Origin of the sequence: Exiguobacterium sp. R-39 (assembly GCF_049942815.1) — a bacterium.
GTDB lineage: Bacteria > Bacillota > Bacilli > Exiguobacteriales > Exiguobacteriaceae > Exiguobacterium_A.
Map to the genome: position 1 here is coordinate 1,398,940 of NZ_CP187965.1, position 21,732 is coordinate 1,420,671.

Here is a 21,732-nt window from a genome sequence, read left to right on the forward strand (position 1 = left end):
ATGAAAGGAGGCACCCGGATGAAACCTGTATTATCCGTCGAACATCTGACGATTGAGACGATCGCGGACGGTCAGCCGCTTGTCCAAAATATCTCGTTTCAGCTCGCGGCCGGACAAATCACCGGACTGGTCGGTGAGAGCGGTTGCGGGAAGACCGTGACGAGTCTCGCGCTGTTGCGGCTGCTCGATGAAAAGGTCATCCGTCAATCAGGACGGATTCTGCTCGATGCGACCGATTTGATGACATTGTCCGACCGGACGCTTCGTCGTGTCCGCGGCGGTCAAATCGCCTTCATCATGCAAAATCCGATGAGTGCCTTCACACCGGTCTTCACGATTGGTCATCAATTGATGGAAACGATCCGGACACACGACCAGTGCAGTAAACGCGAAGCGAAGGAGCGGGCGATTGAAGCGCTGCTTGAAGTCAATCTTGAACAGCCGGACCGGATTTTAAAAGCCTATCCGTTCGAACTGAGCGGCGGGATGTTACAACGGGTCATGATTGCGCTTGCGGTTTGCCTGCGTCCGCATGTCCTGATTGCCGACGAACCGACGACGGCGCTTGACGTCTACAATCAAAAGCTGGTGCTGTATTATCTGGAGAAAGTCCGGGCGACATACGACACGGCGATTCTGTTGATATCGCACGACTTGAGCGTCATCGCTGAAATGGCGGATCACGTTCTCGTCATGCGGGAAGGGGAAATCGTCGAACAGGCGGATGTCTTTGATTTGTTCGACCGGCCGCAACATCCGTATACACGACGGTTGCTAGAACAGCACGGTCTTCAGGCGGGAGGAATGAACGCATGAGTCTTCTGCAGATCAAACACGTCTCGCACCGGTACGGCAATCAGCGTTTTTTGTCGCGGCAGCCGGAGCAGACCGTCTTACAGGATGTCTCGCTGACACTTGAAGCCGGGACGTGCCTCGGCCTACTCGGCCGGAGCGGTGCCGGTAAAAGTACGCTCGGACGGATTCTGCTCGGACTTGAGCGGCCGAAAGAGGGACAGGTGCTGTTTGAAGGACAGGATATCTATCAGAATCTGTCTTCACGGCAGGACATCCAGGTCGTCTTTCAGGATTCATTTGCTGCCGTCAATCCGAAACTCACAGCAGGACAAATCATTGCCGAGCCGTTGACGAACTTCCTGCGTTTGACGCCGGATGCACTCGAGCAACGGCTCATCACCTTGCTGGAACAGGTCGGACTGACTGAAGCGGATTTGACGAAATATCCGCATCAGTTCAGCGGCGGACAGTTGCAACGGATCTGCATCGCCCGCGCGATTGCGACGAATCCGAAGCTGATTATCCTGGATGAAGCCGTCAGCAGTCTCGACATGGTCAACAAGGCGATGATTCTCGACTTGTTACGGGAGTTAAAAGCGACGCTCGGTCTCGCCTACGTCTTCATCACACATGATGTCCAGGCGGCGCAGACGCTGAGCGACCGGTTCGTGATTTTGGATCACGGTCAGCTGGTCGGTGATTATCCGACGCTCCAATCGTTTACGGAAGCGAGGGACGAGCATGTCGAAGCGATCCGACATGCGGTGCTCGCGACACATCCACGGTACCGGACGATCCGGAAATAGGATTTCTGATGTGTCATTGACCATTCAATCGAGACGGTTGAGTGGTTTTTCTTTTATCTTGCCTGTAAAGGAAACTTGACACAAGGATTCACTTTACCTATTATTGGAAGCGAGAGGTGACAGGAATGAAGAATAGCGTGAAGGTGTTACGGGAAGCCCGTCAGTGGTCGCAAGGCGAACTCGCTAAAGCACTGGGTGTATCAAGGCAGACGATTATCTCCATCGAAAAAGAGCGTTATAATCCGTCGCTCGAGCTGGCGTTTTCAATCGCTGCTCTGTTTGATTGTCCGATCGAAACGATTTTCAGACCAAAAGCAAAGAAAAAAGGAGATAATGTTAAATGAAACGAATGCCTTTGATTAATCGGGTACTGTTCGCCATTCTACTTGTCTACGGCACCTATCTGACTCTTGTTGATGGACCGAGCCCGCACAGTATCATCCTCATCCTCTTCGGAATCAGTCAATTGGCGATTGAATTCGTCTTTCCTTCCGCTGATACATATGACGAGCGGCAAGAAGCGATTAAGATGAAAAGTGGTCAGGTGTCATATGCGGTGAGTATCCTCTATGTGTTTGCGGTAGTCATGCTCGTGCAGTGGGGAATCATCGAAGATGTCCTAACTGCACTATTGTGTGTGCTGTTCATTCAAGTCATGACGTTCCCGGTGACGCTGTTTATGTACAGTCGACGAAGCTGAAGGTGAACCAAAAAAGAACAGATCAAGTGACCTGTTCTTCAGTAGTATTCGGATAACTGTTCTCGTGATTCTTCCGTCAAGTAGCCGAGCGATAAAAAGCTTTTGACGAAGCGGGAGGGACCGACGCTCGAGTCAGGGTCGACGTTCCATATAACATCCTTTACTTGCTCAAGGACTTCAATGTCTGCCGCCTGCATCTTGACGAAATCGAAGTCAAGCGCAACGGTATCCGTCTCGTCCCACGTCAGTTCACCGGAAGAGCGCATGTCATGCATCGTCTGTAACAACCGGTCACTCGGAGGGTGTAAGTAGTGTCCACCTGTATCCTTTACGGACAGCCCGCCGCGGGCGACGATGGCCGGTAAAAAGCGGCGGTGTGTAAAATGTCGAAGAATCATTGGAAGAGCTCCTTCCGGATTAAAAATGATTGCTTTGCATCTTATGGAGAAGACGGTCAAACGACTCATGCTCATCCATCGTAAACTGTTTGAAGTACTGTTCATGAATGACTTCGACGACAGGGGACGATTCCTGGACGATCGTTTCGCCTGACGGTGTCAAGACCAACCGTTTTTCCCGATCGATTCGTTTGCGGGTGATGAGGTGAAGTTCGAATAGTTTTTTTAAGGTTTGGGAGATGGCACCACTCGACAGTTCAAGTGTCGTCTCGAGTGATTTTTGTGTCGCACTTTGTTCCCGGTATAACGTATCAAGCATATCGAACTGTGATTTCGATAAGCCCCAATCTTTCAGGACCGCGTTGACTTCCTTCATATAGCGGTGATGCAGTTTTTGGATGGCCTGCCAATGACGGTAGGATGGAGTAGACAGGTGTGAAGTCATCAGATCCCTCTTTTCTGTCACCGAATAAACGGTAAAATAATGAAAGCCGCTGTTGATTATCAAGCGGTTTCATATATTCAAATTAACACAAAATCGGTTGATCTCCTACCACTTGCGCCTGATAAAAAAGCATCCTTCGTTTGACCCGACAACCGGGTGGACGAAGGATGCTTTTTTAGTTGACACGCGATGCTATTTTCGGTGTCGGGACATGCCGTCCCCAAACCAAATAGAAAATCGGTCCAAGATAATTAACGAGAAAAATCAGGATGCCCCAAAGCCATTTGGGACCGCGTGTCTTCGGACGTTTCCATAAGTCTCGATAAGCCGTGACCATTAAAAAGAATCCAAGCATGTGGACAATATTGTTGAACCACTTTCGGTTGATTAAATCCAAACCAGTTACCTCCTGAGCCATGATTAGCTGACGAACAGTCGGTCATGAAAATTTTTTAAAATCAACCGATCCTGTTCAATTGTAAAGCCGTAACGGGTAAAGCATTCGGCAGAGACGCGTCCACCGTAAGAAATGGCGGTAAAGTCTCCGCTGACCCGATAATGGGTATATTTATGTTGAATATCATGAATTAGCGATTCGAGCAGTAAACCACGTTCGCCGAGACCTTCCTCGCGGACATGGATGTCGAGCAAGCTGAATTCAGCAAATTCATTCGAGTCGAATAGACGTGTCGACAAGTGTTGAATCGTCATATGCGAACGTTTCGATAAAACCGTTTTATGCGTGTGACGATTTTCCAGTAACGTCACGTAATAACTGAACAGTGGTGCATGAATGTTACGTGTCACTTGAACGACCTGCTGTTGATTATTGTAAGCAAGACCGACGAGTTGTTCGTTCGGATGCTGCTGGATTTGAATGGATCGTTTGGCGCAGACGGTTTGCCATTCCTGCTCCGGAATCCATGACAACTCTTTGGTCCGGTTTGTTCTAAAGAATTTCACGGGGTAGGTAGATCCTCCTTTAAACGAATAGATGATTTTAATATACACTTTTTGTCAATTGGATGAAAGGGTTTTTAACAAAATCATACAAATTAAAATATGTTGCATTTGCAACAAAAAACAATATAATAAAGTTATATAATTCTTCAGACAAAAAAAGGAGACGATATGGGAGAAATATTACGTGAAATTGGAATGATTGCGCGGGCACTCGATTCCATCAGCAATGTTGAATTCAAAGAGCTGGAACTGACAAAAGGACAATACATTTATCTTGTCCGGATTTGTGAAAATCCAGGAATCATTCAGGAAAAACTGGCTGAACTGATTCTCGTGGACCGGACGACAGCCGCCCGATCGATTCAAAAATTAGAAAAAGCCGGATTCATCGAAAAACGACCGGATGTCGTGAACAAAAAAATCAAAAAACTGTATGCAACTGCAAAAGGACAGGCAACGTGTCCGGTGATTCTTCAGGAACACGCTTATTCGAAAGGGGTTGCTTTAGCTGGTTTGAGTGAAGAAGAACAAGCCCGGTTACTGGAGTTGACGGAGCGCGTCCGTGAAAATATCGAGCGGGAATGGGACTTTGTCAAAAAAGGTGGAACTCGACATTATTTGAAGGAGTGAACAGGGTGAAAGAAACGATTGAGTTTGTCCGCTGTGACGTCAAGGATGTCAGAACGTTACAGGCGATTAGCATAGAAACCTTTTCGGAGACGTTTGGTTCCCAAAATGATCCGCAACATCTAGAGGATTATCTCAACCAATCCTATAAACTCGAAAAATTAACAGGGGAGCTTGAACGTTCAGATTCGTTTTTCTATTTTATTAAAAGTGATGAGGAAATTGCCGGCTATTTAAAGCTGAACATCGGAGAAGCTCAAACTGAGCCGACGGAAGGGAAGTCGTTGGAACTCGAACGGATTTATATCCGTTCAGCATATCAGGGGACAGGTCTTGGAAAGCAGTTGCTTGAGAAAACATTCGAGATTGCTCAAGCACAGGGGATGGAGCAAGTCTGGTTAGGGGTGTGGGAAGAAAATCACCGGGCGTTACGCTTTTATCGACGTTTTGGTTTTGTACAATCCGGAGCACACGCATTCTATATGGGAGAAGATAAACAAATCGATTTGGTCCTGACAAAGACATTGTAAAACGAAACGAACTCATATCAGTCAAAAATAGCAAGCCCTCAAAAACCCCTCCCGGATCATGGCATCGGGAGGTTTTAGTATAAGACATAGTATTTATCTGACACTCCCACCACTGAAGCAGTGGGCTTCCTGGCCTTAAATACTGTGATATAACAGTCAGCTTAGAAGAATTTGTTCCAACTCTTTTTTCTGCCGGAAATGGTGCCGGGTATGCATTTCGATCAGTTGATACCATTCCTGCGCATTCAACGAACCGAAACCACCGTGTCTTGTTTTCCGTTGCGGTTCGATGTGATCGAGCCGTTTCGACCAGTCTTCCATCCGTTCAATCAGTTCAAGCAGACGTTCTTTTAAGCGATTCCGGCTGTCCGTATTGTCCGGCGGGGCGTTCATCTCGTCCGGCAGTCTGATTTTGACGGGTGGAAAGGCATTTTGACGGAATAATTCTTCTCCGAACGGTGTTTTACCGTCCGCTGTATCGGTCGTCAGCGAAGCACAGATTTCGACTTCGTCCATATATTCATGGGCGACAAGTAAAATATGATCATACATTTGACTAAGCGACCAGACACCCGGTTGCGAAATGTAATGTAATTCGGTTTCGGTATACCGGTCCAGTTCGTGATGCAGATACAACAGGCAGTCGATTCCCGTCATGTAAATCCCTCCTTCAGCGGATACCCATTTTCTTGACTATAGCATGTCCGGTTGTCGCCTGGACGAAAAAAAACAGGGCAACAAGGAATCATTCCCCGTTGACCTGTCCGGTTCAAGATGCTTTGATTTCGTCGTCGACCGTCATCGCATACAGCGCTTGTTTGGTCCGTTTAAAGACGATCGGTAACGACACGAGACTAATCAGTAAAAAGCCGAGCGAGCAGACGATATAGGTTGACCGGATTGAAAACGTTTCGGCTAAAAGACCGATTGACAACGTCAGTCCGATGATCAAGATGGATTCCGCGACATTGATGACGCCGGAGAATCGTCCCATGATCGAAACGGGAACATTGTTTTGATAAAACGACAAGAATCCGGTATTCGCGAACGATAACGCAAACGTCAGCAGGAAAAAACCGATTGCCGCGAAACTGAAATCGGTCGCCGTCGCAAAGATGAGATAGCCGACCGGAGTCGCGATGGCTCCGAAGCCGATCAGGAAGCGTAAACTGAGCCATTTCGTACACGTCGCGTTAATGATGGAACCAGCAATGATACCGAGCCCGGCAATACTGACGAGAAAGCCATACGTACTCTCGGAAAAATCAAGAACGCGGGTCGCGAACGTCGCTTCGAGTGAATCGAGTCCGGACATGAAAATCGTCATCACACAGAACAGTGCATATACAAGCGTAATGTAACGGTGTTTGCGCGCATAACGGAACGTTTCTTTCCAGTCGGCGACGATCATGCTGAAACTGAGCCGCTCGGCACCGGAAATCATTGCCTGTTTTTCGATATCCGGCAGGGAAAACAGAATCAGTGCCGACATACCAAGTACACCGGCATTCAGATAGATGGCGAACGTCGGGGAGCCGACGAGGAACAAGAGACCGGCAATCGTCGGTCCAAGAATGAAGCCGCAGGATTGTATGAAATTTTTTAAGGCATTAAACCGTTGCCGGTTGGTTTTCGAGACGAGTTTCGTCATGTAGATCAGAGAAGCCGATTCAAACAACGAGCTGCCGATATTGATCAAGAAAACCAGTGTATATAAGACGAATAACGAGTCGATCCACGGTAAGATGGCAATCAAGACGGCCCGGGACACATCAAGCAGCACCATCAGATTTCGTTTATCGACGCGATCGATGACCGTGCCGGACCAAAAACTTGATAACAGGGCGGCAATCGGGACAAGCATGTAGAGAATCGAGACAGCGAACGCTGAATTCGTCCGTTCGAGGACAATCAGGTTCAGGGCGATAAAATACACCCATGCCCCGAGATTGGAGATGCCGACGCTCGACAACAATAAAGCAGGATGTTTCCAGGTTTCACGCATGCGTCATCCTCCCCAAATGTTTTTTTAATATATAGAAATTTATTACAATTGATATTAAGGGACAGAAAGGAAGAAAGCAAGAAGAAAATGGAAAAAGTCATCTGGAAGATGACTGGGGTACATCCATTACGTGAGGAAATAGTCGAGTGTCGCAAACAAGCTTGTTAACAGAAAACAAATCAGCAACAGGGCGGACAAAACGATTAAGTCGAGGTGCCGGCGAAGCCCGTTCACAAAAATAAAGAACAGGGTCCAGTAACCGACAAATAAAGTAAGAATGACAGCAAGGACAGGGGCAGCAATCGGTAACGATCCTGCGATATCAGCGCGAAAGGATGGATTCGTGATGGCATAAAAGGAAAAAATGAACGTCGGAAGTGCACCGAGGTAAAGGAGCCATTTGGGGAATTTCATAGAGAACATTACTCCTTTTTTGTATACGGTTAGAATACATCCAGTATAAAGGACTGAAATTGTAAATAAAACGTACAAAATTGTAAGGAAGTGTCATTTTTGATTTGCATGTCTTGTATAATGGATAGGGACAAGTCCTCATCTGTTACGGCTTAAAGAAGACGGACGTTCAAAAATGAGTTCGTAATAGGTTCCGACACCGACACCGGACGTCACGAAATCCGGAGCGATAAGCTGAACGAACCGCCAACCCTTTTCCGCCTGTTGATTGATAACTTCCCGGTAATCTTCTTTTGGATTTCCGGACAATCGTTTGAAGTCAATCCGGATATATTGATATTCATACATACTATCTCCTCCTGAAAGTGCGTTATCATTCCTTACGTCCGGAAAAAGGAAAAGGTTCCCAGGAGTCGGTTAGTTTGAGGCTAAAAAAGAATGATAAGGAGAAACTGATGATTCATTTAACAATAAAACCAACCTTAGTAGGAACCACGACCATCCTCCGGCCGTTTGCAGCAAAAGATCTCCCTTTAATCGAACAATGTTTGCGAGATCCGGAAGTCCTTAAACTGACCGGAAGTGAAGCGGATTTTGACCGGGAGACGCTTAAAACCTGGTACGGAACGAGGTATAACCAGCCGGATCGTCTGGATTTGGCAGTCATCGACAAAGCAACCGGCACGCTGGTCGGAGAGGTCGTCGTCAATGAGTATCAGTCAAGCGACCACAGCATGAACTTCCGAATTCTGATTGGAGAAGCCGGCAGAAACCGCGGGATTGGAACGGAAGCGACCCGGTTGCTGATTGATTACCTGTTCCAACAGACATCGCTTGATCGCTTGACGTTAAGCGTTTTTGACTTTAATCCGCGGGCGCGGCACGTCTATGAAAAACTGGGCTTTCAGGTGACCGGTGTAGAAGAGGACGATCTCGAAGTTGGCGGACGACGAGTTGATTCGATTCTGATGGTCTTAACGCGGGAACGTTATTTAGAGCAGTAAATGAACAACAGCCCGGTTCTGCTCCTAAAAAAGTGAGAGAAACCGGGCTGTTGTTTTTGTTTACCCTTGTTTTGATTCGGACTTTCTGGATTCTTCCTCATCATCAGCCCAATTAATACTCAAATCGACCCGTCGGCCAACGAACGAGCGTAAAAATAAAACTAACGTCATAGTCGGCAACATCCACCACCATGAATCGGCGATGCCGAAGTATTGGATCACATATATCCACATGAATAGGCTGCTGACAAAAAGAATTGTTTCCGAAGTCGTCATGAATTCCCGTTTCGGTTCATACATAAGTAAAACCTCCGATGATATGTCATTAAGTAGTTGTTTCCGTTGAAGTGTGCGATACCGCAACGTCCTGCTGATCGAGCTGATTGAACAGGATCGCCCGATTTCTTCCTTGCTGTTTCGCCGTATATAAGGCTTCGTCCGCTAGTCCGTTCATGTGCTGGATGTGAATCTGTTTTCCGTGAGCAATTCCGATGGAAGCTGTGACCGTGATGGCAGGAAATCCGTCCAGTTGGAACCGTTCATTCGCAATTCGTTCCCGAATCCGGTTCGCGACTTTGATGACTTTGGACGGAGTCAGGTCATAGACCAGAAGCATGAATTCCTCTCCGCCGATCCGTGCCGTGATATCGTGGGGACGCGTTTCCTCCATTAGGATATTCGCGAACTGTTGCAACACGAGATCCCCGTTTCCATGACCGTATGTATCGTTGACATGTTTAAAGTGGTCGATGTCGAGGGCAAGCACGTTATAAATGCGACCTTCCTGTTCCAGTCCTGCTGTCCTGCTGTCCCAGACCCGTCGGTTATACAGTCCAGTCAGATGATCAAGTTCTGAAGACTGTTTGTACAGTTCGACTTGGCGGTTCAGCGTCTGGAAATCAAGCGTCAGCATACTCGACAGGACACCAACGGCAAGACCGATCGTCCAGGTCGCAAGTAACAGACGAAGCGAGGCATCGTTAAAGCCCAAATTAATCAGAACGGCGAATGTAATCATCAACAGCGCCCAGACATTGAGGGCGAGATTCTGCCGAAACGGCTGATTCAGGAGTTGGCGATGAATCCAAATCATCCCGGTACTGATGGCAATGATGGCGATAAAGGCAATAAATGCTTGCGGGGTCACACCAAACAAAAAACGGGAACCGGCGATGATCAAGGTGGCAATGACAAGCGGGAAGCGGCTGCCGTAAAAAGCGAGCAGGACGAGCGGCAAATGACGTAAATCCATCCGTAACGACTCATTGACCTGGATGCCCTTGAACATCAGTATTACCCCGAGTAATCCGGTCGCAAGACCAATGATCAGCGACTTAACGGTATAGGATGAGAATCGGGTGGAATGAATGATTTTTGATATCATATAAAACCCGGTAAACGCGATGCAGGCGTTGACGAGCAGCTCGACGATGAATATGATTTTCCACATCCTTGAACGTGATACTTTTACGATACCATTTTGACAAAAGTTGTCAATCTGGAAGGGAGCCGGGCTTTCTATTGTGAAAGGAAACAGAAACGAAGATTGAGTAGTTGTACGAAATCATGTACAATAAAAATAGAGAAAACCACGTAAGGAGGAACTAATGATGTCGATTGTCACATACAGTGATGCCCGGAAAAATTTTAAACAGATTTTAGATCAAGTGCATGATGATAAGGAAGCTGTCATCATTTCACGAAAAAATAACGAAAATGCCGTTTTACTTTCTGAAGAAGAATATAATCGTTTGATGGAGACCATCTATTTAATGCGAAGTCCTCAAAATTCAGTCCGTCTACTGGAGTCAATCGAACAGCTGGAACAAAAAAAGCTGACAGAAAGAACGTTGATTGATGAGTAAAGTCCGTCTACTTTTTACGGATCATGGATGGGAAGATTATCTGTATTGGCAACAAGAAGACAGAAAAAAATTGAAGCGGATCAATACACTGATTGAAGACGTAAAACGAAACGGCAATTTGACTGGCATAGGCAAACCGGAAGCATTAAAAGGAAATTTACAAGGCTTTTACAGCCGGCGAATTGACTCGGAACATCGTCTCGTTTACAGGTCGACGAGTGAACAAGTGGAAATCCTTCAATGCCGTTATCATTATTAAACGAAAAACTCCCGAACAAAACGCACCGCTCCAACCGGAACGTGACGTATGTCGGGAGTTTTTCATTCTTCTCTACTGGAATTATACCGCGAATCTGTAGACGAAAACAGACTACTTTTACGTTTCGTTCTGTTCTACACTACAAACAAGATTGTAGTAAAGGATGTGAACAGTAATGACCGGACAAACCAAAGTGCTCGACCAGGGACCGTTTCTGCATGGGACAAAAGCCGTATTACGAGTCGGAGATGAATTACAAATTAATTACCTGTCTAACTATCAGGAAAAACGCTCGAATTATATTTATTTCACCGCAACACTTGAAGCTGCAAAGTGGGGAGCCGAGCTTGCCAAAGGTGACGAACGGGAACGGATTTATCTCGTCGAACCGCTTGGACCGTTTGAAGATGATCCGAACTTAACGGATCAGCGCTTTCCCGGCAATCCGACACGGTCCTACCGGTCGAAGGAACCGCTTCTCATCGTCGCAGAGCTCGCCGTTTGGGAACGGCACTCGGAAGAGACGATTCTTCAAATGAAGGATTCCTTAGCCCAGTTAACGAAGGAAGGGAAAAATGTCATTTTGGATTGAGAAGATTTTAAAAGGAAATGGAAATACCTGTTAGAATATGTTTTGAAAAAAGGGGAATGAATCAACCGATATGCCATCATTTAAGCTGTTCAAGTTTAGAAAAGGGGACAGCTTATGCCAATACGAACGATTCTCATCATCGAAGACGAGGTCGAAATTGCCGAACTCGTCTCGATTCATTTACGAAACGAAGGATTTCAGACATTGCTCGCCTATGACGGTACGTCAGGTCTAGAACGCTTCCGGCAACATCCGGTTGATCTCGTCATCCTGGACATTATGATGCCGAACATGAACGGGCACGAAGTCTTGACACAAATCCGGCAAATCGATCAGACGCCGGTCATCTTTTTAAGCGCCAAACAGTCGGATTTTGATAAAATCAGCGGGCTTGTGATCGGAGCAGATGATTATATGACGAAACCTTTTAATCCGCTTGAACTGGTCGCCCGGGTCAACGCCCAGTTACGGCGTGCCTTTCAATGGACGGGACAGTCGAAACCATTTGAGAGTAATTTGATTCGACTGCAAAACGTGATTCTCGATGCCGACCAAAGGAAAGTCCTTGTTAATGAACAGCCTGTCAATTTGACGCCAAAGGAATTTGATATTTTTTGGTTGCTTGCCGGTTCTCCGAATCAGGTCTTCAGTACGGAAAAAATCTTTGAGCGGGTTTGGAAGGAAGATTACTTTGACGGGGCCAACACGGTCATGGTCCACATTCGGACATTAAGGAAAAAGATTTCCGACACCAATAAGACCAAACGGTTGATCGAGACCGTTTGGGGCGTCGGGTATAAAGTCTATGCGTAAGTTCATCAATGGCTTCCGGACCAGAATCATCTATCTGTTTATCAAAAGTCTGTTGATGGCTGCGGTCATCACATTCGCAATCTATAAGGCGCTACAATATTATTACCATCATCACGTCTTTTACGGGGACACGTATATGCGATACCGGTTTTGGATGCGCGAAGTCGGTGACATCTATGTCTTTTTAGCGCTGTACATTCCATTTTCGATTCTCATCTTTTATCTGCTGACGCGGACATATACCAAATATTTTGAGGACATTTCAAGCGGTATTCGTCAGTTGGCAGCGGGTGATTTTTCACATCGTATCGAGATTGCATCGAAAGATGAGTTCCGCCAAATCGCAAACGACTTGAATGCGGCAAGCTCAGGCTTACGGACGGCCATTCAGGCAGAGACGTTGGCGCAACGCAGTAAAGAAACGCTGATTGCCAATTTGGCCCATGACTTACGGACGCCGTTGACATCGGTGACCGGATATTTGGATTTACTGAATCAACCGACGACAACCCCGGAAGAACGGGCTGTCTACATAAAAATCGCCTATAAAAAATCCCGGGATCTCGAACAACTCCTTGAAACCTTGTTTGATATCTCAAAACTTGATTTATCACTGAAGACAACGGAACAGACAGAGGTCGATTTGTATCATCTCCTGCTCCAACTCCTGGATGAAATGTATCCGTTGATCAGCCGTGTCAACGCCCGTCTGAATCAGCAGATTAGTCCGTCCTTGAACATGACGGGAAACGGAAAAGAACTGGCCCGGGTGTTTGAGAATTTGCTTAATAACGCGATACGTTACGGCAATCTAGATTATCCGATTGACATCAGTGCATTCCGCCGCGGCGCGGAAATCGTGATTCAGATCACGAATGCCGGTCCGACGATTCAAGCGGCGGATGTGCCGTACCTGTTTGATATGTTTTATACAGTCGATCAAGTCCGGAACATACCGACGAAACAAACCGGTCTTGGCCTGTTCATAGCAAAGACGATTGTCGAAAGACATGAAGGGACGATTGACTTACAGCAAAGCGCAGGACAGATTCGATTTGAAATCGTTTTTCCGGCTGATTTAAGAAATTCTTAAGAATTTTCCCGACTTTCATTTAAACCCTTTTCTTTATGCTGTCTGTAATGAAGAAAAGGAGAGGGTTTAACATGAAAAAACTAATCGGCGTGCTTTTGATTGTACTTATTCTATTTCAATTTTATCTGACACGAACACCGGCTTTGACGAACAAAATTTCATTGAAGGATGCATCGTTGTATCAAGGAGATTTAGTATTGATCAATAAACAAACGGAGATTCAGGAAGATCCGCGCAATCTTGGCAAAATCCCGAAGGCGGCAACGGAGACACATATCGAAGCGGGTTTATTAGTACAACAGCATGTCGGGACAGCTTTACGACAGATGATACGTCGTGCGGAAAAAGTGGGAGTCAGACATTTTCAAATCAATAGTGCCTACCGAAGCGGGAAGCTGCAACAGCGGCTGTATGAAGAATATGGTGCGGACTTTGCGTTGCCTGCTGGTCACAGCGAGCACCAAACGGGTCTGTCGGTCGATCTCGGTTCGACAAGCGGGAAGATGAGTCAATCCAAAGAAGGCAGATAGCTTGCGAAAAATGCCCATAAGTTCGGTTTTATCATCCGGTATCCAAAAGGAAAGGAAGCAGTAACGGGAATTTCGTTTGAACCGTGGCATATTCGTTATGTCGGCTTACCGCACAGCAGCAAGATGTACGAGGAAGATTTGGTGCTGAAGGAATACATACGCTATTTCGAACAAGAGAACGCGTACAAGATGAAAATAGGAAATCAAACATATTTTGTTCAATACACGAAAATGCGGTCAATCCGTATTCCGGATACACCGCATTTTCAAGTGTCCGGTACGAATGAACACGGTTTTATCGTCACGTCCCGCTTGAAAAAAGACTGAGGAGGAACCAAATTCATTCGTCTATTCATTCAAATATTCAAGTCCAAGCCGTGAAATATGACGGGTCGCTTCACTGCAACTGGGAAACGACTTTGTTACAGGAAACCAATCAGCATGTGCTGGTCTACGGACAACGTCCGGTCTCCGGTTCGTTGATCTTGACCTGGATCTCATCCGGGATACAACCGGTCAGTGGACGGTCGTCGACGAAGAAGAGTTTTTAGAAAATCAACTGACATATCACTATGCGGTTGACGTCATCGAAGTAGCGGAACGGACGTTACGCCGGCTGCAAGACAAGATTCAACGACAGGTCTTTCCGTTTGACGGGTTTTTGGAAAGTTGGCTGAATCGAGTACGGCACGACAGTAAGACAACTCCACTTCCTTAAAACGGCTCTGAGTCTGCTTTCAATTAGGGTGTTTCGTTTGACACTCCGCAGCCAGCCGCCGAATTTCAGCAGCCATCGAGGAATTGACCGGCAGAATCTGTTCGAGCCAGTCAAGCAGTGCAAGCGCCGATTCCGGGACGCGGGCGTATCCTTGCAGGACATCGGTGAACCGTTCCTGCGCCTGGGGGAACCGTTGCTCGGCCCGGCGTTCATTGCCGTAGGCGTCGGGATAATAGACGACTTCCGGCTCGATTAAATGCAGAATCGACAACAAGTTTGAAAAAGCATGCTGTTCGACCAGCTGGAGACCGGACAACCGTTCGCCGCGGGCATAGCGGCACAGTCCAACATAGAGATTCGTCAAGGCTTCGTTCAGTGCAAAGTCGAGTGTATCGCGCCGGATCGGTGGAGGTGATTGTTTTGAAACCGTCAAGTCGACGCCCGGAAATGTTGGATCCTGCCAGACAATCCGTCCCGGGGAAAAAGCGATGTCCGGCATCTCATCGAGTTCGAAAATCGCACACTCCCCGTAGATCCCGTCCGCGAACAATAACTTAAACCCGTCGACGGTATTTTGAAAGATAAAGCTGAGCGGATGAACGGATTCCAGCCAGTCGAGCCGGTCGAGGAACCGTTGTTTTTGACCCGGTTTCGTAATGACGAAAAAATCGAGGTCGGAATAGGCATCAAGCCGTTCCAGCTCCCGACCGACGGAACCGAGTCCGAGCAATAACCAGGCGTCATTTGTTTGTTCCAGCTGTTGGCCAATCTGGTCGAGACGTGTGAGCAGGGTCTGTTGGCGTGACATTAGAAAAACTCCTTTTATATGGTGTAAGCGTTCTCTTGTTCAGTCTAGCAAGCTTAAGCGGTCCGTCAAGGAAAAATCGTCTAATTCAAGATAAAATAATTACTTAGAACAGGAAAGGGTGATTGATATGGAAGTGCTGATTCTCCTGATAGGCTCATGTCTCTTGAGTGGATTAATGATCTGGACGATTGTCAAAGCTGTCATGTTGTCTTATCGAAAACAACAGCTATCAATCTCAAAAGCAATCTTCGTCATCCTGGGTATGGTCGTCTTCAGCATCCTGCTCGCCGGTGTACTGCCGTATTTGTATTTCAGATTCCTCTAACCGTAAGGCACGATTTTTTCGGAACAGTCGCTTCCGATCAAGTCGTGCCTGTTTGTTGTCTAAAAAAATCCGAACAACCAAGTGATTCGTCCTGTTATTTCTTGATAGAAAGGAGGAAATTCCTCCTGAATCTAAAGGGGGACAAATTTATGCAACCTTACTTACGTGTCGAGCATCAATTGTTACGCGACGGATCTGCTTTTTCCTCCGTCCATGAAAAAATGGTCTATCTGCTGCTGCAAAGTTATGCCGGACGGGACGGACTCGCGTTCCCGTCGCATCAGACGCTCGCGGACGCCGTTCCGTGCGGCAAGACGACCGTCAAAAACTGTCTCCAGACACTCGTCGAAAAAGGATGGATTGAAAAGATCGAACGGTTTGACCGGCACGGCGGACAAACGTCAAACGGCTACCGGATCCGGGCGGGGTCTCCGGGTGCTTCCGGACAGGTTCCTAGTCATGAGACGACTTCCGGGGAGACATCTGACGCCTCCAAAGAAAAAGGGGTTAAAAAACCGTCTTTAAAAAAAGAACCATCATCACCCGGAGTCAAGGAAATCATCACTCATTTTGAGAGGGAAATCGGTCGTGTCACCCCGTCGATTGGCAGGCAACTTGAGCGTTTGTTAAAGGAAACGAGTTCGGTTGTCCTGCACCATGCGATCGAACAGGCATCGGCGGCGAACATCCGCAACTTTAACTACATCAAGGTCATCATCGACAGTCTGAAACAGCGGAATTTATTGACGCAGGAACAGATTGACCGTCATGAACAACACCGCCGTGCATCTTCCCGGAAGCGAACATCCCGCCAGACAGACCGCGGTCGGTTGCCGGACTGGGTCGAAAGGGAACGCCGGCAACAGCAGCAGGCAGAAGCGGAGCAAAAACAACGGCTTGAACAAACCGTTCCCGACCAAGGGGAACTGGCATTACTGCTCGCAGAACTTATCTGATCAAGGAGGACTTTATGACACCATCACTTGACTGGCTACTCGTACAAGCGAACCGAAAACTGACAAGCGAAATGGATCCGGACGTCGTCGCGATTACCCGCGCCGTCATTACGGAACTGGCGGCAGAAGGACTGCCGATCGGTATTGCACAAGCCTACCGGACAAAACAGGAACAGGATGCCTTGTATGCCATTGGCCGGACCCGTCCGGGAAAAATCGTCACTTATGCGAAAGGGGGAAAATCAAACCATAACTTGGGTGTGGCCGTTGATCTGTTTGTCTATGCGGACGGCGGCAAACGGGCGGAGTTTCTCGCACCGCCCGATCCGCGGCTGAAACGGCTCGTCGCCGCGATGAAACGTTATCAGATGCAGTGGGGCGGTGACTGGGGCAATTTTCCCGATTATCCGCATTTTCAATTGTATGACGCCGTTAACGGTCAAGCGAAACCGTTACTCGGACCGCGTTATCCCGGTCAACCGCTATATGCAGGAGCAAAGCGGATGGACCGGACGCTGATCCGGCTGATTCAAAAACGGCTCCGGTTGCCGTTGACCGGACAATTTGATCGGAAATTAACGCAACTCATCGAACAGTTTCAACGGCAGCACCGGTTAACGGCAGACGGTGTCATCGGTCCGGTCACGTGGCGCCATCTGTTTGGATTCCGACGATGAAGGAACGTTCAATTGCCCTGATCCGACTGATCGTGCCGCTTTACAGTTTCGTGAATCTGACGTTACTTGCACTCGGCTATACACCTCTGCCGTTTGAGACGAATCAAATCGAAACCGCTCTGACGGCGCTCCTCGGAGCAGGCGGTCTGATGTATGCGTGGTGGAAAAATAACAATATGACCGAGGCGGCGCAACATGCGCAAGTCGTTTTAACGGAATGGAAAAATCATGTCCAGCGAGACGGACAGGAAAAACCAGGATGAATGTGCAACCTGAACTGGTAATTTGTTTGAAATGTGCAGGCAACGGGCAATATTTCGAGTAGAGCGCTAATGGTTTGATCCCAAGATACCGATAATAAGGTAGCGTCCCGTATCGCCAGCATTCCTCAGTTGCTGCCGACGGAAAAGAAAGAGGTCAGACTGAACTTGAAATTATCGACGTTACAATTTTACCTGTTACTCGCATTGTTTTCATTGATGTTTACAAGTATCTGGAGTTACAATGCTTTCCTGAAAGTTGAACAAGAAAACAATCGAATTATGATGGAAGCGATCCCGATTTCGAATGCTGCTTCGCAACTGTTCCCATTGCTGCTCGATCAGGAGTTGACAGTGCGCAGTTATTTGCTTGACCAAAATGATCAGACGTTCCAGCAATTCAAAAATACGAATGCCGAACTGAAAGAGACGATTGTCACATTGAAGATGCTCGATCAACGCCATCCGATTCTCAAGCAATTGCTGGCAGATGAGGCGATTCCACTGATTTTACGAACGGACGGTTTTTATGAACAGCAGATTCAATGGATCCAAAGCAATCAAATCGAACGGGCGACACTGAAACGTTACAGCGGCATGGACTATATCAATCAGTTCCGGCCGATCAATGCAAAAATCAATCAGGACATCGATAAAATCATCCAGGAAGCGACGGACCGTTCCAAACAGGCGTCGGCGTCTGCCAAGTGGGTCATCGTCATCGTCGTCAGTGTCGCTGTCCTGCTGTTGATGGCCTTCCTGCAGACGTTCCGCCTCGAGCGGAGTCAACAGGCGTTGATCCAACGCTCGTTACATGATGCCTTAACCTCGATTCCCAACCGGCGCGCGTTCGATGAGCATTTGGAAGCATGCTTTACGACCGCCCGGGAACAGCAGATAGACGTCGGCTTGATTTTGATTGATGTCGACGAGTTCAAACTGTACAACGATACGTACGGTCACCTGAAAGGCGACTGGTGTCTGCAGAAAGTCGCCGCTACATTAAAAAAACAGGCGGGTGAGTTTGGACTGGTCTCGCGGTACGGAGGAGAAGAATTTGCCGTCATCTTGACGGAGCATGTCGAGCAGATTACGCATGTCGCCGAACGGATCCGCAGTGAAATCCTCCGGTTGAAGATTGAACACAGTGCGTACGAACCGCTTTGCCAGCTCAGTGTCAGTATCGGACTTGCCGTCGTCCGGCCGAGCGAGACGTTGACGGAAGGCGACTTGATCGTCCTGGCCGACCAAGCCCTGTACCGGGCGAAGTCAAGCGGACGCAATCAAATTTCAAGCCATGAAGCGAGTTGAACGTTTCTCCAACGAAAAAGCTCTGATTCCATTCGAAAATGGGATCAGAGCTTTTTTAATCCATAGTTGGTCTTACGGATCATTGCAAAATCACACAATAGGAACGGTCGGAAATCAATGGCGCAGAAATGACGAACACCGTCTTGACGGGTGTACCGCCGACTTTCGCGTCTAATTGATGCAGCTGAGACCGAATCTTTCGACTTAGGACATACCTCGTTTCCGTACTCAATTCATCGACCTCGTCATCATGTACATGTAACAAGAGTTGAAACGGTTCGAGCGAGAAAATGGAAAAGTCGCAGTCGATTCGAGGGTCTTCAAACTGTTCGTTCAGACCATTTTTTATGAAGTACGCTTCTTGTGCTGTAATCATCTCGTTTCGCCTCGCTCTCTTTCAAAAACAGTTCAAAAAATTATAAGCTGTTAGTTAACTATATAGTCTATAATACCCAATTTTTTTGAAAAATATCAGTTTCTGTCCGGAAATGGACCGAATACTGATGAATTAGGGAATCTTTTAACGAACACAAAAAAATCACCTGATTCAGCAGTGCCTGGTCTGGAATCAGGCGCTGCTGGATCAAATGATCGTCGAGCCGACATGACGCAAAAAGTCTTCGGTCGTTTGCTTAAAAAAGGTTAACTGGTGGACCGGAATCGAGACGTGTCCGCCATAACGGACTTCTAAGTAATGGGGATTGACCGGCGATGGAAACTTGATCCGTGCGAACCACTCGGTCATCGTCTCCTGCTCGCGCCGTTGCATCGATTGCGGAAGCCGGCGGTTAAACAGCAGCATATGTTGGCGAATATCTTCTGCCGGTAATTCATGGTGTGGATAATAAAGCACCTCGACGCGACTTTGCGTTAACAGCAGCGGTTGGAAGCGGGTCGGTCGGATGACTTTGATGTAATAGACGAGCAACAGGATGGATGCAACCATCAGGAAAATGAAGATGAACGGATACGGTGGTGCGACGACTGGAGAATCGAAACCTGTTCGTAAAAATAGCGGGTCTGGCTCTGTTGCGACGGTCTCGGCAATCGGGTCAAAGTTAACGACGAGTGGATCGGACGGAAGCGGAAGATTATGCGTGTCGCCACAGCGTGTCGTACAGGAGCTGGTCGTCCGACTGTCGAAAAGAGAAACGAACGACGTCAGAAAACGAGGAACAACGGACTGGATCGCGAACACGGCCAGTAAAACGCCGGAAAGAAACAAACCGATTTTTAATCGGAACGAAGTTTGCATGAGACCACCTCTTTGATACCGTCAAAACGGTTGATAAACAAGTCTGAACTGAGTATAGCAAATAAGACAGGAAAACGTTCTGATTTTTTCAAAAATTAGTCATTATTTCCTAAAAAAATGGAGGTTACCAGATGAATCGCTTACGCACCAGTTTTCAACAAGCAACGGGACAAATCAGCGGGCACGGGAAACGGAATGTCGGCGTGTTAAAAACAGCATTTGAAGAAACCGCGGACGAGACGGCAAGTGATCAATACGGGACGGGATCCATCATCCAACCGTTCGAAGAAAAGTTTGCCGATGTACTCGGGATGGAGGACGCCGTCTTTTTCCCGAGCGGTACGATGGCGCAACAGGTGGCCTTACGGATTTGGTCGGATGAGACGGATAATCGGATCGTCGCCTATCATCCGCTCTGTCATCTCGAAATTCATGAGCAGGACGGATTAAAGGAACTGCATCCGATTAAAACGATTCTTGTCGGAGAAGCCGACCGGTTGATGACACTCGAGGAAATCAAAGCGTTGCCGGAGATTGCCTGTCTGTTGCTCGAATTACCGCAACGGGAAATCGGCGGGGTCGCTCCGGCCTTCAGTGAACTGGAAGCGATCAGCCGGTATTGCCGGGAACAGGGAATCCGTCTGCATCTTGACGGCGCCCGTCTGTTTGAAATAATGCCGTATTACGAGAAGACGGCAGCTGACATCGCCGGTCTGTTCGACAGTGTCTACATTTCATTTTATAAAGGACTCGGCGGAATTGCCGGGGCGATTCTTGCAGGACCGGCAGCGTTTTGTAAGACGGCCCGGATCTGGAAACGGCGGTATGGCGGGGACTTGATCAGCTTGTATCCGTATATCGTTTCGGCCGATTATTATTATGAATTGCGAAAGGACCGGATGGGGCAGTACTATGCGGATGCGAAACAACTGGCGGAACGGTTCAATGCGTTGCCGGGTGTGCATACGACACCGGAAGTCCCGGTCTCGAACATGTTCCACCTGCACTTTGAAGGTCAGGCGGCGGACGTATCCCCGAAACTGGAACAGGTTCAGGAAGAAACGGGACTCGGCTTCGTGGGTTATCTCGTCGACAAAGACGGGAATTGTTCAACAGAAATCAGTGTCGGTGATGCTTACGGGGAGCTGGATCCGGAAACACTCGAAACCGGATTTACCCGGCTTCGGCAAGCCTTTTCTTAAAGTGGTTCTTTGACCGTCGGATGGAGTTGTTGGTAAACGGCGATTTTTTCCGTAATCATCTGTTCCGTCCGGATGAGTTCCGCGAGCTGATTTCGGACGTTTTGCTGGTGTACTTCGAGCAGACGCAGCCGCTCAAGCGACGTGTCGTGCGTTTCGGATGAGGCGAGAAACAGTTCGACATATTCCCGAATCTGATCGATCGGCATATGTGTCGCCCGGAGGCGGAGGACAAAACGGAGCCAGGCCAGCTGGGCTTCATCATAACGTCGGACTCCGCTTGCGGTCCGGGTCGGGAACAACAATCCTTCTTTTTCGTAATAGCGGATTGTATAGGCCGTCGTTTCGGTCAGTTGGCTGATTTCTGAAATCGTATACATCGTG

The 21,732-nt window shown here is 47.8% G+C and carries 34 protein-coding genes and 1 pseudogene; 21 read left to right on the forward strand and 14 right to left on the reverse strand.

All coding sequences use genetic code 11. From position 1 onward, the window contains the following. Positions 1-18 precede the first annotated feature (18 nt). From ACP26N_RS07220 to ACP26N_RS07235, 4 genes are all read left to right on the forward strand, one after another. A complete protein-coding gene (locus ACP26N_RS07220) occupies positions 19-816 on the forward strand; it encodes an ATP-binding cassette domain-containing protein (protein ID WP_131504027.1) in 798 nt (265 codons plus the stop codon). Beyond that, the gene (locus ACP26N_RS07225) at positions 813-1,601 is read left to right on the forward strand and encodes an ATP-binding cassette domain-containing protein (protein WP_426355224.1); all 789 of its coding nucleotides are present in this window, start codon (positions 813-815) and stop codon (positions 1,599-1,601) included. The genes ACP26N_RS07220 and ACP26N_RS07225 overlap by 4 nt, the downstream gene beginning before the upstream one ends. A 125-nt stretch (positions 1,602-1,726) precedes the next feature. After that, on the forward strand, positions 1,727-1,945 hold the full coding sequence (locus tag ACP26N_RS07230) for a helix-turn-helix transcriptional regulator (RefSeq protein ID WP_426355226.1): 219 nt from the start codon (positions 1,727-1,729) through the stop codon (positions 1,943-1,945). After that, a complete protein-coding gene (locus ACP26N_RS07235) occupies positions 1,942-2,301 on the forward strand; it encodes a hypothetical protein (protein ID WP_426355228.1) in 360 nt (119 codons plus the stop codon). The genes ACP26N_RS07230 and ACP26N_RS07235 overlap by 4 nt, the downstream gene beginning before the upstream one ends. Before the next feature lie 38 nt (positions 2,302-2,339). On the opposite strand, the gene ACP26N_RS07240 is transcribed toward ACP26N_RS07235, so the two are convergent. The 4 genes from ACP26N_RS07240 to ACP26N_RS07255 form a co-directional block, all read right to left on the reverse strand. Next, complete coding sequence (locus tag ACP26N_RS07240; protein WP_426355230.1) at positions 2,340-2,699, reverse strand: hypothetical protein; 360 nt, start codon at positions 2,697-2,699, stop codon at positions 2,340-2,342. A gap of 19 nt (positions 2,700-2,718) precedes the next feature. Then, the gene (locus ACP26N_RS07245) at positions 2,719-3,144 is read right to left on the reverse strand and encodes a MarR family winged helix-turn-helix transcriptional regulator (RefSeq protein ID WP_214854964.1); all 426 of its coding nucleotides are present in this window, start codon (positions 3,142-3,144) and stop codon (positions 2,719-2,721) included. Positions 3,145-3,319: 175 nt separating this feature from the next. Then, on the reverse strand, positions 3,320-3,541 hold the full coding sequence (locus tag ACP26N_RS07250) for a PLD nuclease N-terminal domain-containing protein (RefSeq protein ID WP_251138750.1): 222 nt from the start codon (positions 3,539-3,541) through the stop codon (positions 3,320-3,322). A gap of 23 nt (positions 3,542-3,564) precedes the next feature. After that, entirely contained in the window at positions 3,565-4,107 is a 543-nt protein-coding gene (locus ACP26N_RS07255; protein WP_131504033.1) for a hypothetical protein, read from the reverse strand. Between the two features lie 168 nt (positions 4,108-4,275). Between ACP26N_RS07255 and ACP26N_RS07260 the strand changes: the two genes are divergently transcribed. Then, the gene (locus tag ACP26N_RS07260) at positions 4,276-4,737 is read left to right on the forward strand and encodes a MarR family winged helix-turn-helix transcriptional regulator (protein WP_131504034.1); all 462 of its coding nucleotides are present in this window, start codon (positions 4,276-4,278) and stop codon (positions 4,735-4,737) included. A 5-nt stretch (positions 4,738-4,742) separates the two neighbouring features. Further along, positions 4,743-5,264: a GNAT family N-acetyltransferase gene (locus ACP26N_RS07265; RefSeq protein WP_426355233.1), complete on the forward strand. Its 522-nt coding sequence runs from the start codon at positions 4,743-4,745 to the stop codon at positions 5,262-5,264. Positions 5,265-5,420: 156 nt separating this feature from the next. Here ACP26N_RS07265 and ACP26N_RS07270 read toward each other — a convergent pair whose 3' ends face one another. The 4 genes from ACP26N_RS07270 to ACP26N_RS07285 all read right to left on the reverse strand — a co-directional run bounded on the left by ACP26N_RS07270 (position 5,421) and on the right by ACP26N_RS07285 (position 8,031). Then, positions 5,421-5,921, reverse strand: a complete 501-nt coding sequence (locus tag ACP26N_RS07270) for a DinB family protein (RefSeq protein WP_354021019.1) — start codon at positions 5,919-5,921, stop codon at positions 5,421-5,423. Between the two features lie 112 nt (positions 5,922-6,033). Continuing rightward, positions 6,034-7,269, reverse strand: coding sequence for an MFS transporter (locus ACP26N_RS07275; RefSeq protein WP_131504037.1), 1,236 nt, complete (start codon positions 7,267-7,269; stop codon positions 6,034-6,036). 126 nt (positions 7,270-7,395) lie between these two features. After that, positions 7,396-7,683 carry a hypothetical protein gene (locus tag ACP26N_RS07280; RefSeq protein ID WP_131972845.1) on the reverse strand — a complete coding sequence of 96 codons (288 nt, stop codon included), beginning with the start codon at positions 7,681-7,683 and terminating at the stop codon, positions 7,396-7,398. Between the two features lie 138 nt (positions 7,684-7,821). After that, complete coding sequence (locus ACP26N_RS07285) at positions 7,822-8,031, reverse strand: DUF4177 domain-containing protein (RefSeq protein WP_214854951.1); 210 nt, start codon at positions 8,029-8,031, stop codon at positions 7,822-7,824. A gap of 107 nt (positions 8,032-8,138) precedes the next feature. Between ACP26N_RS07285 and ACP26N_RS07290 the strand changes: the two genes are divergently transcribed. After that, positions 8,139-8,687, forward strand: a complete 549-nt coding sequence (locus tag ACP26N_RS07290; RefSeq protein ID WP_426355235.1) for a GNAT family N-acetyltransferase — start codon at positions 8,139-8,141, stop codon at positions 8,685-8,687. A 60-nt stretch (positions 8,688-8,747) separates the two neighbouring features. Here ACP26N_RS07290 and ACP26N_RS07295 read toward each other — a convergent pair whose 3' ends face one another. Continuing rightward, complete coding sequence (locus ACP26N_RS07295) at positions 8,748-8,987, reverse strand: hypothetical protein (protein ID WP_426355236.1); 240 nt, start codon at positions 8,985-8,987, stop codon at positions 8,748-8,750. A 25-nt stretch (positions 8,988-9,012) separates the two neighbouring features. Next, complete coding sequence (locus ACP26N_RS07300) at positions 9,013-10,137, reverse strand: diguanylate cyclase (protein WP_131504041.1); 1,125 nt, start codon at positions 10,135-10,137, stop codon at positions 9,013-9,015. Between the two features lie 160 nt (positions 10,138-10,297). Between ACP26N_RS07300 and ACP26N_RS07305 the strand changes: the two genes are divergently transcribed. From ACP26N_RS07305 to ACP26N_RS07340, 8 genes and pseudogenes are all read left to right on the forward strand, one after another. After that, entirely contained in the window at positions 10,298-10,552 is a 255-nt protein-coding gene (locus ACP26N_RS07305; protein WP_114595958.1) for a type II toxin-antitoxin system Phd/YefM family antitoxin, read from the forward strand. Beyond that, complete coding sequence (locus ACP26N_RS07310) at positions 10,545-10,811, forward strand: Txe/YoeB family addiction module toxin (protein ID WP_290830926.1); 267 nt, start codon at positions 10,545-10,547, stop codon at positions 10,809-10,811. The genes ACP26N_RS07305 and ACP26N_RS07310 overlap by 8 nt, the downstream gene beginning before the upstream one ends. A 175-nt stretch (positions 10,812-10,986) precedes the next feature. Then, a complete protein-coding gene (gene arr, locus ACP26N_RS07315) occupies positions 10,987-11,403 on the forward strand; it encodes an NAD(+)--rifampin ADP-ribosyltransferase (RefSeq protein WP_131972843.1) in 417 nt (138 codons plus the stop codon). Between the two features lie 114 nt (positions 11,404-11,517). Further along, positions 11,518-12,216: a response regulator transcription factor gene (locus ACP26N_RS07320; RefSeq protein ID WP_426355238.1), complete on the forward strand. Its 699-nt coding sequence runs from the start codon at positions 11,518-11,520 to the stop codon at positions 12,214-12,216. Beyond that, positions 12,209-13,309 (forward strand): ATP-binding protein, encoded by a 1,101-nt coding sequence (locus ACP26N_RS07325; protein ID WP_426355240.1) that lies wholly within the window; start codon positions 12,209-12,211, stop codon positions 13,307-13,309. Before ACP26N_RS07320 ends, ACP26N_RS07325 begins: the two co-directional genes overlap by 8 nt. Positions 13,310-13,380: 71 nt before the next feature. Continuing rightward, positions 13,381-13,932: pseudogene (locus tag ACP26N_RS07330) on the forward strand (M15 family metallopeptidase); the annotation flags it as partial. Positions 13,933-14,028: 96 nt separating this feature from the next. Beyond that, positions 14,029-14,166, forward strand: a complete 138-nt coding sequence (locus ACP26N_RS07335) for a hypothetical protein (protein WP_426355425.1) — start codon at positions 14,029-14,031, stop codon at positions 14,164-14,166. Positions 14,167-14,245: 79 nt separating this feature from the next. Further along, positions 14,246-14,557 (forward strand): DUF402 domain-containing protein, encoded by a 312-nt coding sequence (locus ACP26N_RS07340; RefSeq protein WP_370528997.1) that lies wholly within the window; start codon positions 14,246-14,248, stop codon positions 14,555-14,557. A gap of 19 nt (positions 14,558-14,576) precedes the next feature. On the opposite strand, the gene ACP26N_RS07345 is transcribed toward ACP26N_RS07340, so the two are convergent. Continuing rightward, a complete protein-coding gene (locus tag ACP26N_RS07345) occupies positions 14,577-15,365 on the reverse strand; it encodes a hypothetical protein (RefSeq protein WP_131504047.1) in 789 nt (262 codons plus the stop codon). A 127-nt stretch (positions 15,366-15,492) separates the two neighbouring features. Here ACP26N_RS07345 and ACP26N_RS07350 point away from each other — a divergent pair, with 127 nt between their 5' ends. From ACP26N_RS07350 to ACP26N_RS07370, 5 genes are all read left to right on the forward strand, one after another. Further along, on the forward strand, positions 15,493-15,690 hold the full coding sequence (locus tag ACP26N_RS07350) for a hypothetical protein (protein ID WP_131504048.1): 198 nt from the start codon (positions 15,493-15,495) through the stop codon (positions 15,688-15,690). A 149-nt stretch (positions 15,691-15,839) separates the two neighbouring features. Beyond that, positions 15,840-16,646, forward strand: coding sequence for a helix-turn-helix domain-containing protein (locus tag ACP26N_RS07355; RefSeq protein WP_426355241.1), 807 nt, complete (start codon positions 15,840-15,842; stop codon positions 16,644-16,646). Positions 16,647-16,660: 14 nt separating this feature from the next. Next, complete coding sequence (locus ACP26N_RS07360; protein ID WP_426355243.1) at positions 16,661-17,323, forward strand: M15 family metallopeptidase; 663 nt, start codon at positions 16,661-16,663, stop codon at positions 17,321-17,323. Then, complete coding sequence (locus ACP26N_RS07365) at positions 17,320-17,586, forward strand: phage holin (protein ID WP_131504051.1); 267 nt, start codon at positions 17,320-17,322, stop codon at positions 17,584-17,586. The genes ACP26N_RS07360 and ACP26N_RS07365 overlap by 4 nt, the downstream gene beginning before the upstream one ends. 165 nt (positions 17,587-17,751) lie before the next feature. Beyond that, positions 17,752-18,894, forward strand: a complete 1,143-nt coding sequence (locus tag ACP26N_RS07370) for a GGDEF domain-containing protein (RefSeq protein ID WP_426355245.1) — start codon at positions 17,752-17,754, stop codon at positions 18,892-18,894. Between the two features lie 79 nt (positions 18,895-18,973). On the opposite strand, the gene ACP26N_RS07375 is transcribed toward ACP26N_RS07370, so the two are convergent. Next, positions 18,974-19,270, reverse strand: coding sequence for a hypothetical protein (locus ACP26N_RS07375; RefSeq protein WP_114595950.1), 297 nt, complete (start codon positions 19,268-19,270; stop codon positions 18,974-18,976). A gap of 207 nt (positions 19,271-19,477) precedes the next feature. Then, positions 19,478-20,149 carry a hypothetical protein gene (locus ACP26N_RS07380; RefSeq protein ID WP_426355247.1) on the reverse strand — a complete coding sequence of 224 codons (672 nt, stop codon included), beginning with the start codon at positions 20,147-20,149 and terminating at the stop codon, positions 19,478-19,480. Positions 20,150-20,280: 131 nt separating this feature from the next. On the opposite strand from ACP26N_RS07380, the gene ACP26N_RS07385 reads away from it, so the two are divergent. Next, positions 20,281-21,351, forward strand: coding sequence for a beta-eliminating lyase-related protein (locus ACP26N_RS07385; RefSeq protein ID WP_131504054.1), 1,071 nt, complete (start codon positions 20,281-20,283; stop codon positions 21,349-21,351). Here the strand turns inward: ACP26N_RS07385 and ACP26N_RS07390 are convergent. Beyond that, entirely contained in the window at positions 21,348-21,728 is a 381-nt protein-coding gene (locus ACP26N_RS07390) for a MerR family transcriptional regulator (RefSeq protein WP_131504055.1), read from the reverse strand. The two genes, ACP26N_RS07385 and ACP26N_RS07390, sit on opposite strands and share 4 nt — an antisense overlap. Positions 21,729-21,732 lie beyond the last annotated feature (4 nt).

What these genes read in the sequence shown, in the direction of transcription:
- ACP26N_RS07220 (WP_131504027.1), top strand. Translation starts at nt 19, where the DNA reads ATGAAACCTGTATTATCCGTCGAACATCTGACGATTGAGACGATCGCG.
- ACP26N_RS07225 (WP_426355224.1), top strand. Translation starts at nt 813, where the DNA reads ATGAGTCTTCTGCAGATCAAACACGTCTCGCACCGGTACGGCAATCAG.
- ACP26N_RS07230 (WP_426355226.1), top strand. Translation starts at nt 1,727, where the DNA reads ATGAAGAATAGCGTGAAGGTGTTACGGGAAGCCCGTCAGTGGTCGCAA.
- ACP26N_RS07235 (WP_426355228.1), top strand. Translation starts at nt 1,942, where the DNA reads ATGAAACGAATGCCTTTGATTAATCGGGTACTGTTCGCCATTCTACTT.
- ACP26N_RS07240 (WP_426355230.1), bottom strand. Translation starts at nt 2,699, where the DNA reads ATGATTCTTCGACATTTTACACACCGCCGCTTTTTACCGGCCATCGTC.
- ACP26N_RS07245 (WP_214854964.1), bottom strand. Translation starts at nt 3,144, where the DNA reads ATGACTTCACACCTGTCTACTCCATCCTACCGTCATTGGCAGGCCATC.
- ACP26N_RS07260 (WP_131504034.1), top strand. Translation starts at nt 4,276, where the DNA reads ATGGGAGAAATATTACGTGAAATTGGAATGATTGCGCGGGCACTCGAT.
- ACP26N_RS07270 (WP_354021019.1), bottom strand. Translation starts at nt 5,921, where the DNA reads ATGACGGGAATCGACTGCCTGTTGTATCTGCATCACGAACTGGACCGG.
- ACP26N_RS07275 (WP_131504037.1), bottom strand. Translation starts at nt 7,269, where the DNA reads ATGCGTGAAACCTGGAAACATCCTGCTTTATTGTTGTCGAGCGTCGGC.
- ACP26N_RS07280 (WP_131972845.1), bottom strand. Translation starts at nt 7,683, where the DNA reads ATGAAATTCCCCAAATGGCTCCTTTACCTCGGTGCACTTCCGACGTTC.
- ACP26N_RS07285 (WP_214854951.1), bottom strand. Translation starts at nt 8,031, where the DNA reads ATGTATGAATATCAATATATCCGGATTGACTTCAAACGATTGTCCGGA.
- ACP26N_RS07290 (WP_426355235.1), top strand. Translation starts at nt 8,139, where the DNA reads ATGATTCATTTAACAATAAAACCAACCTTAGTAGGAACCACGACCATC.
- ACP26N_RS07295 (WP_426355236.1), bottom strand. Translation starts at nt 8,987, where the DNA reads ATGTATGAACCGAAACGGGAATTCATGACGACTTCGGAAACAATTCTT.
- ACP26N_RS07300 (WP_131504041.1), bottom strand. Translation starts at nt 10,137, where the DNA reads ATGTGGAAAATCATATTCATCGTCGAGCTGCTCGTCAACGCCTGCATC.
- ACP26N_RS07305 (WP_114595958.1), top strand. Translation starts at nt 10,298, where the DNA reads ATGTCGATTGTCACATACAGTGATGCCCGGAAAAATTTTAAACAGATT.
- ACP26N_RS07310 (WP_290830926.1), top strand. Translation starts at nt 10,545, where the DNA reads ATGAGTAAAGTCCGTCTACTTTTTACGGATCATGGATGGGAAGATTAT.
- arr (WP_131972843.1), top strand. Translation starts at nt 10,987, where the DNA reads ATGACCGGACAAACCAAAGTGCTCGACCAGGGACCGTTTCTGCATGGG.
- ACP26N_RS07320 (WP_426355238.1), top strand. Translation starts at nt 11,518, where the DNA reads ATGCCAATACGAACGATTCTCATCATCGAAGACGAGGTCGAAATTGCC.
- ACP26N_RS07325 (WP_426355240.1), top strand. Translation starts at nt 12,209, where the DNA reads ATGCGTAAGTTCATCAATGGCTTCCGGACCAGAATCATCTATCTGTTT.
- ACP26N_RS07335 (WP_426355425.1), top strand. Translation starts at nt 14,029, where the DNA reads ATGAAAATAGGAAATCAAACATATTTTGTTCAATACACGAAAATGCGG.
- ACP26N_RS07345 (WP_131504047.1), bottom strand. Translation starts at nt 15,365, where the DNA reads ATGTCACGCCAACAGACCCTGCTCACACGTCTCGACCAGATTGGCCAA.
- ACP26N_RS07350 (WP_131504048.1), top strand. Translation starts at nt 15,493, where the DNA reads ATGGAAGTGCTGATTCTCCTGATAGGCTCATGTCTCTTGAGTGGATTA.
- ACP26N_RS07355 (WP_426355241.1), top strand. Translation starts at nt 15,840, where the DNA reads ATGCAACCTTACTTACGTGTCGAGCATCAATTGTTACGCGACGGATCT.
- ACP26N_RS07360 (WP_426355243.1), top strand. Translation starts at nt 16,661, where the DNA reads ATGACACCATCACTTGACTGGCTACTCGTACAAGCGAACCGAAAACTG.
- ACP26N_RS07365 (WP_131504051.1), top strand. Translation starts at nt 17,320, where the DNA reads ATGAAGGAACGTTCAATTGCCCTGATCCGACTGATCGTGCCGCTTTAC.
- ACP26N_RS07375 (WP_114595950.1), bottom strand. Translation starts at nt 19,270, where the DNA reads ATGATTACAGCACAAGAAGCGTACTTCATAAAAAATGGTCTGAACGAA.
- ACP26N_RS07380 (WP_426355247.1), bottom strand. Translation starts at nt 20,149, where the DNA reads ATGCAAACTTCGTTCCGATTAAAAATCGGTTTGTTTCTTTCCGGCGTT.
- ACP26N_RS07385 (WP_131504054.1), top strand. Translation starts at nt 20,281, where the DNA reads ATGAATCGCTTACGCACCAGTTTTCAACAAGCAACGGGACAAATCAGC.
- ACP26N_RS07390 (WP_131504055.1), bottom strand. Translation starts at nt 21,728, where the DNA reads ATGTATACGATTTCAGAAATCAGCCAACTGACCGAAACGACGGCCTAT.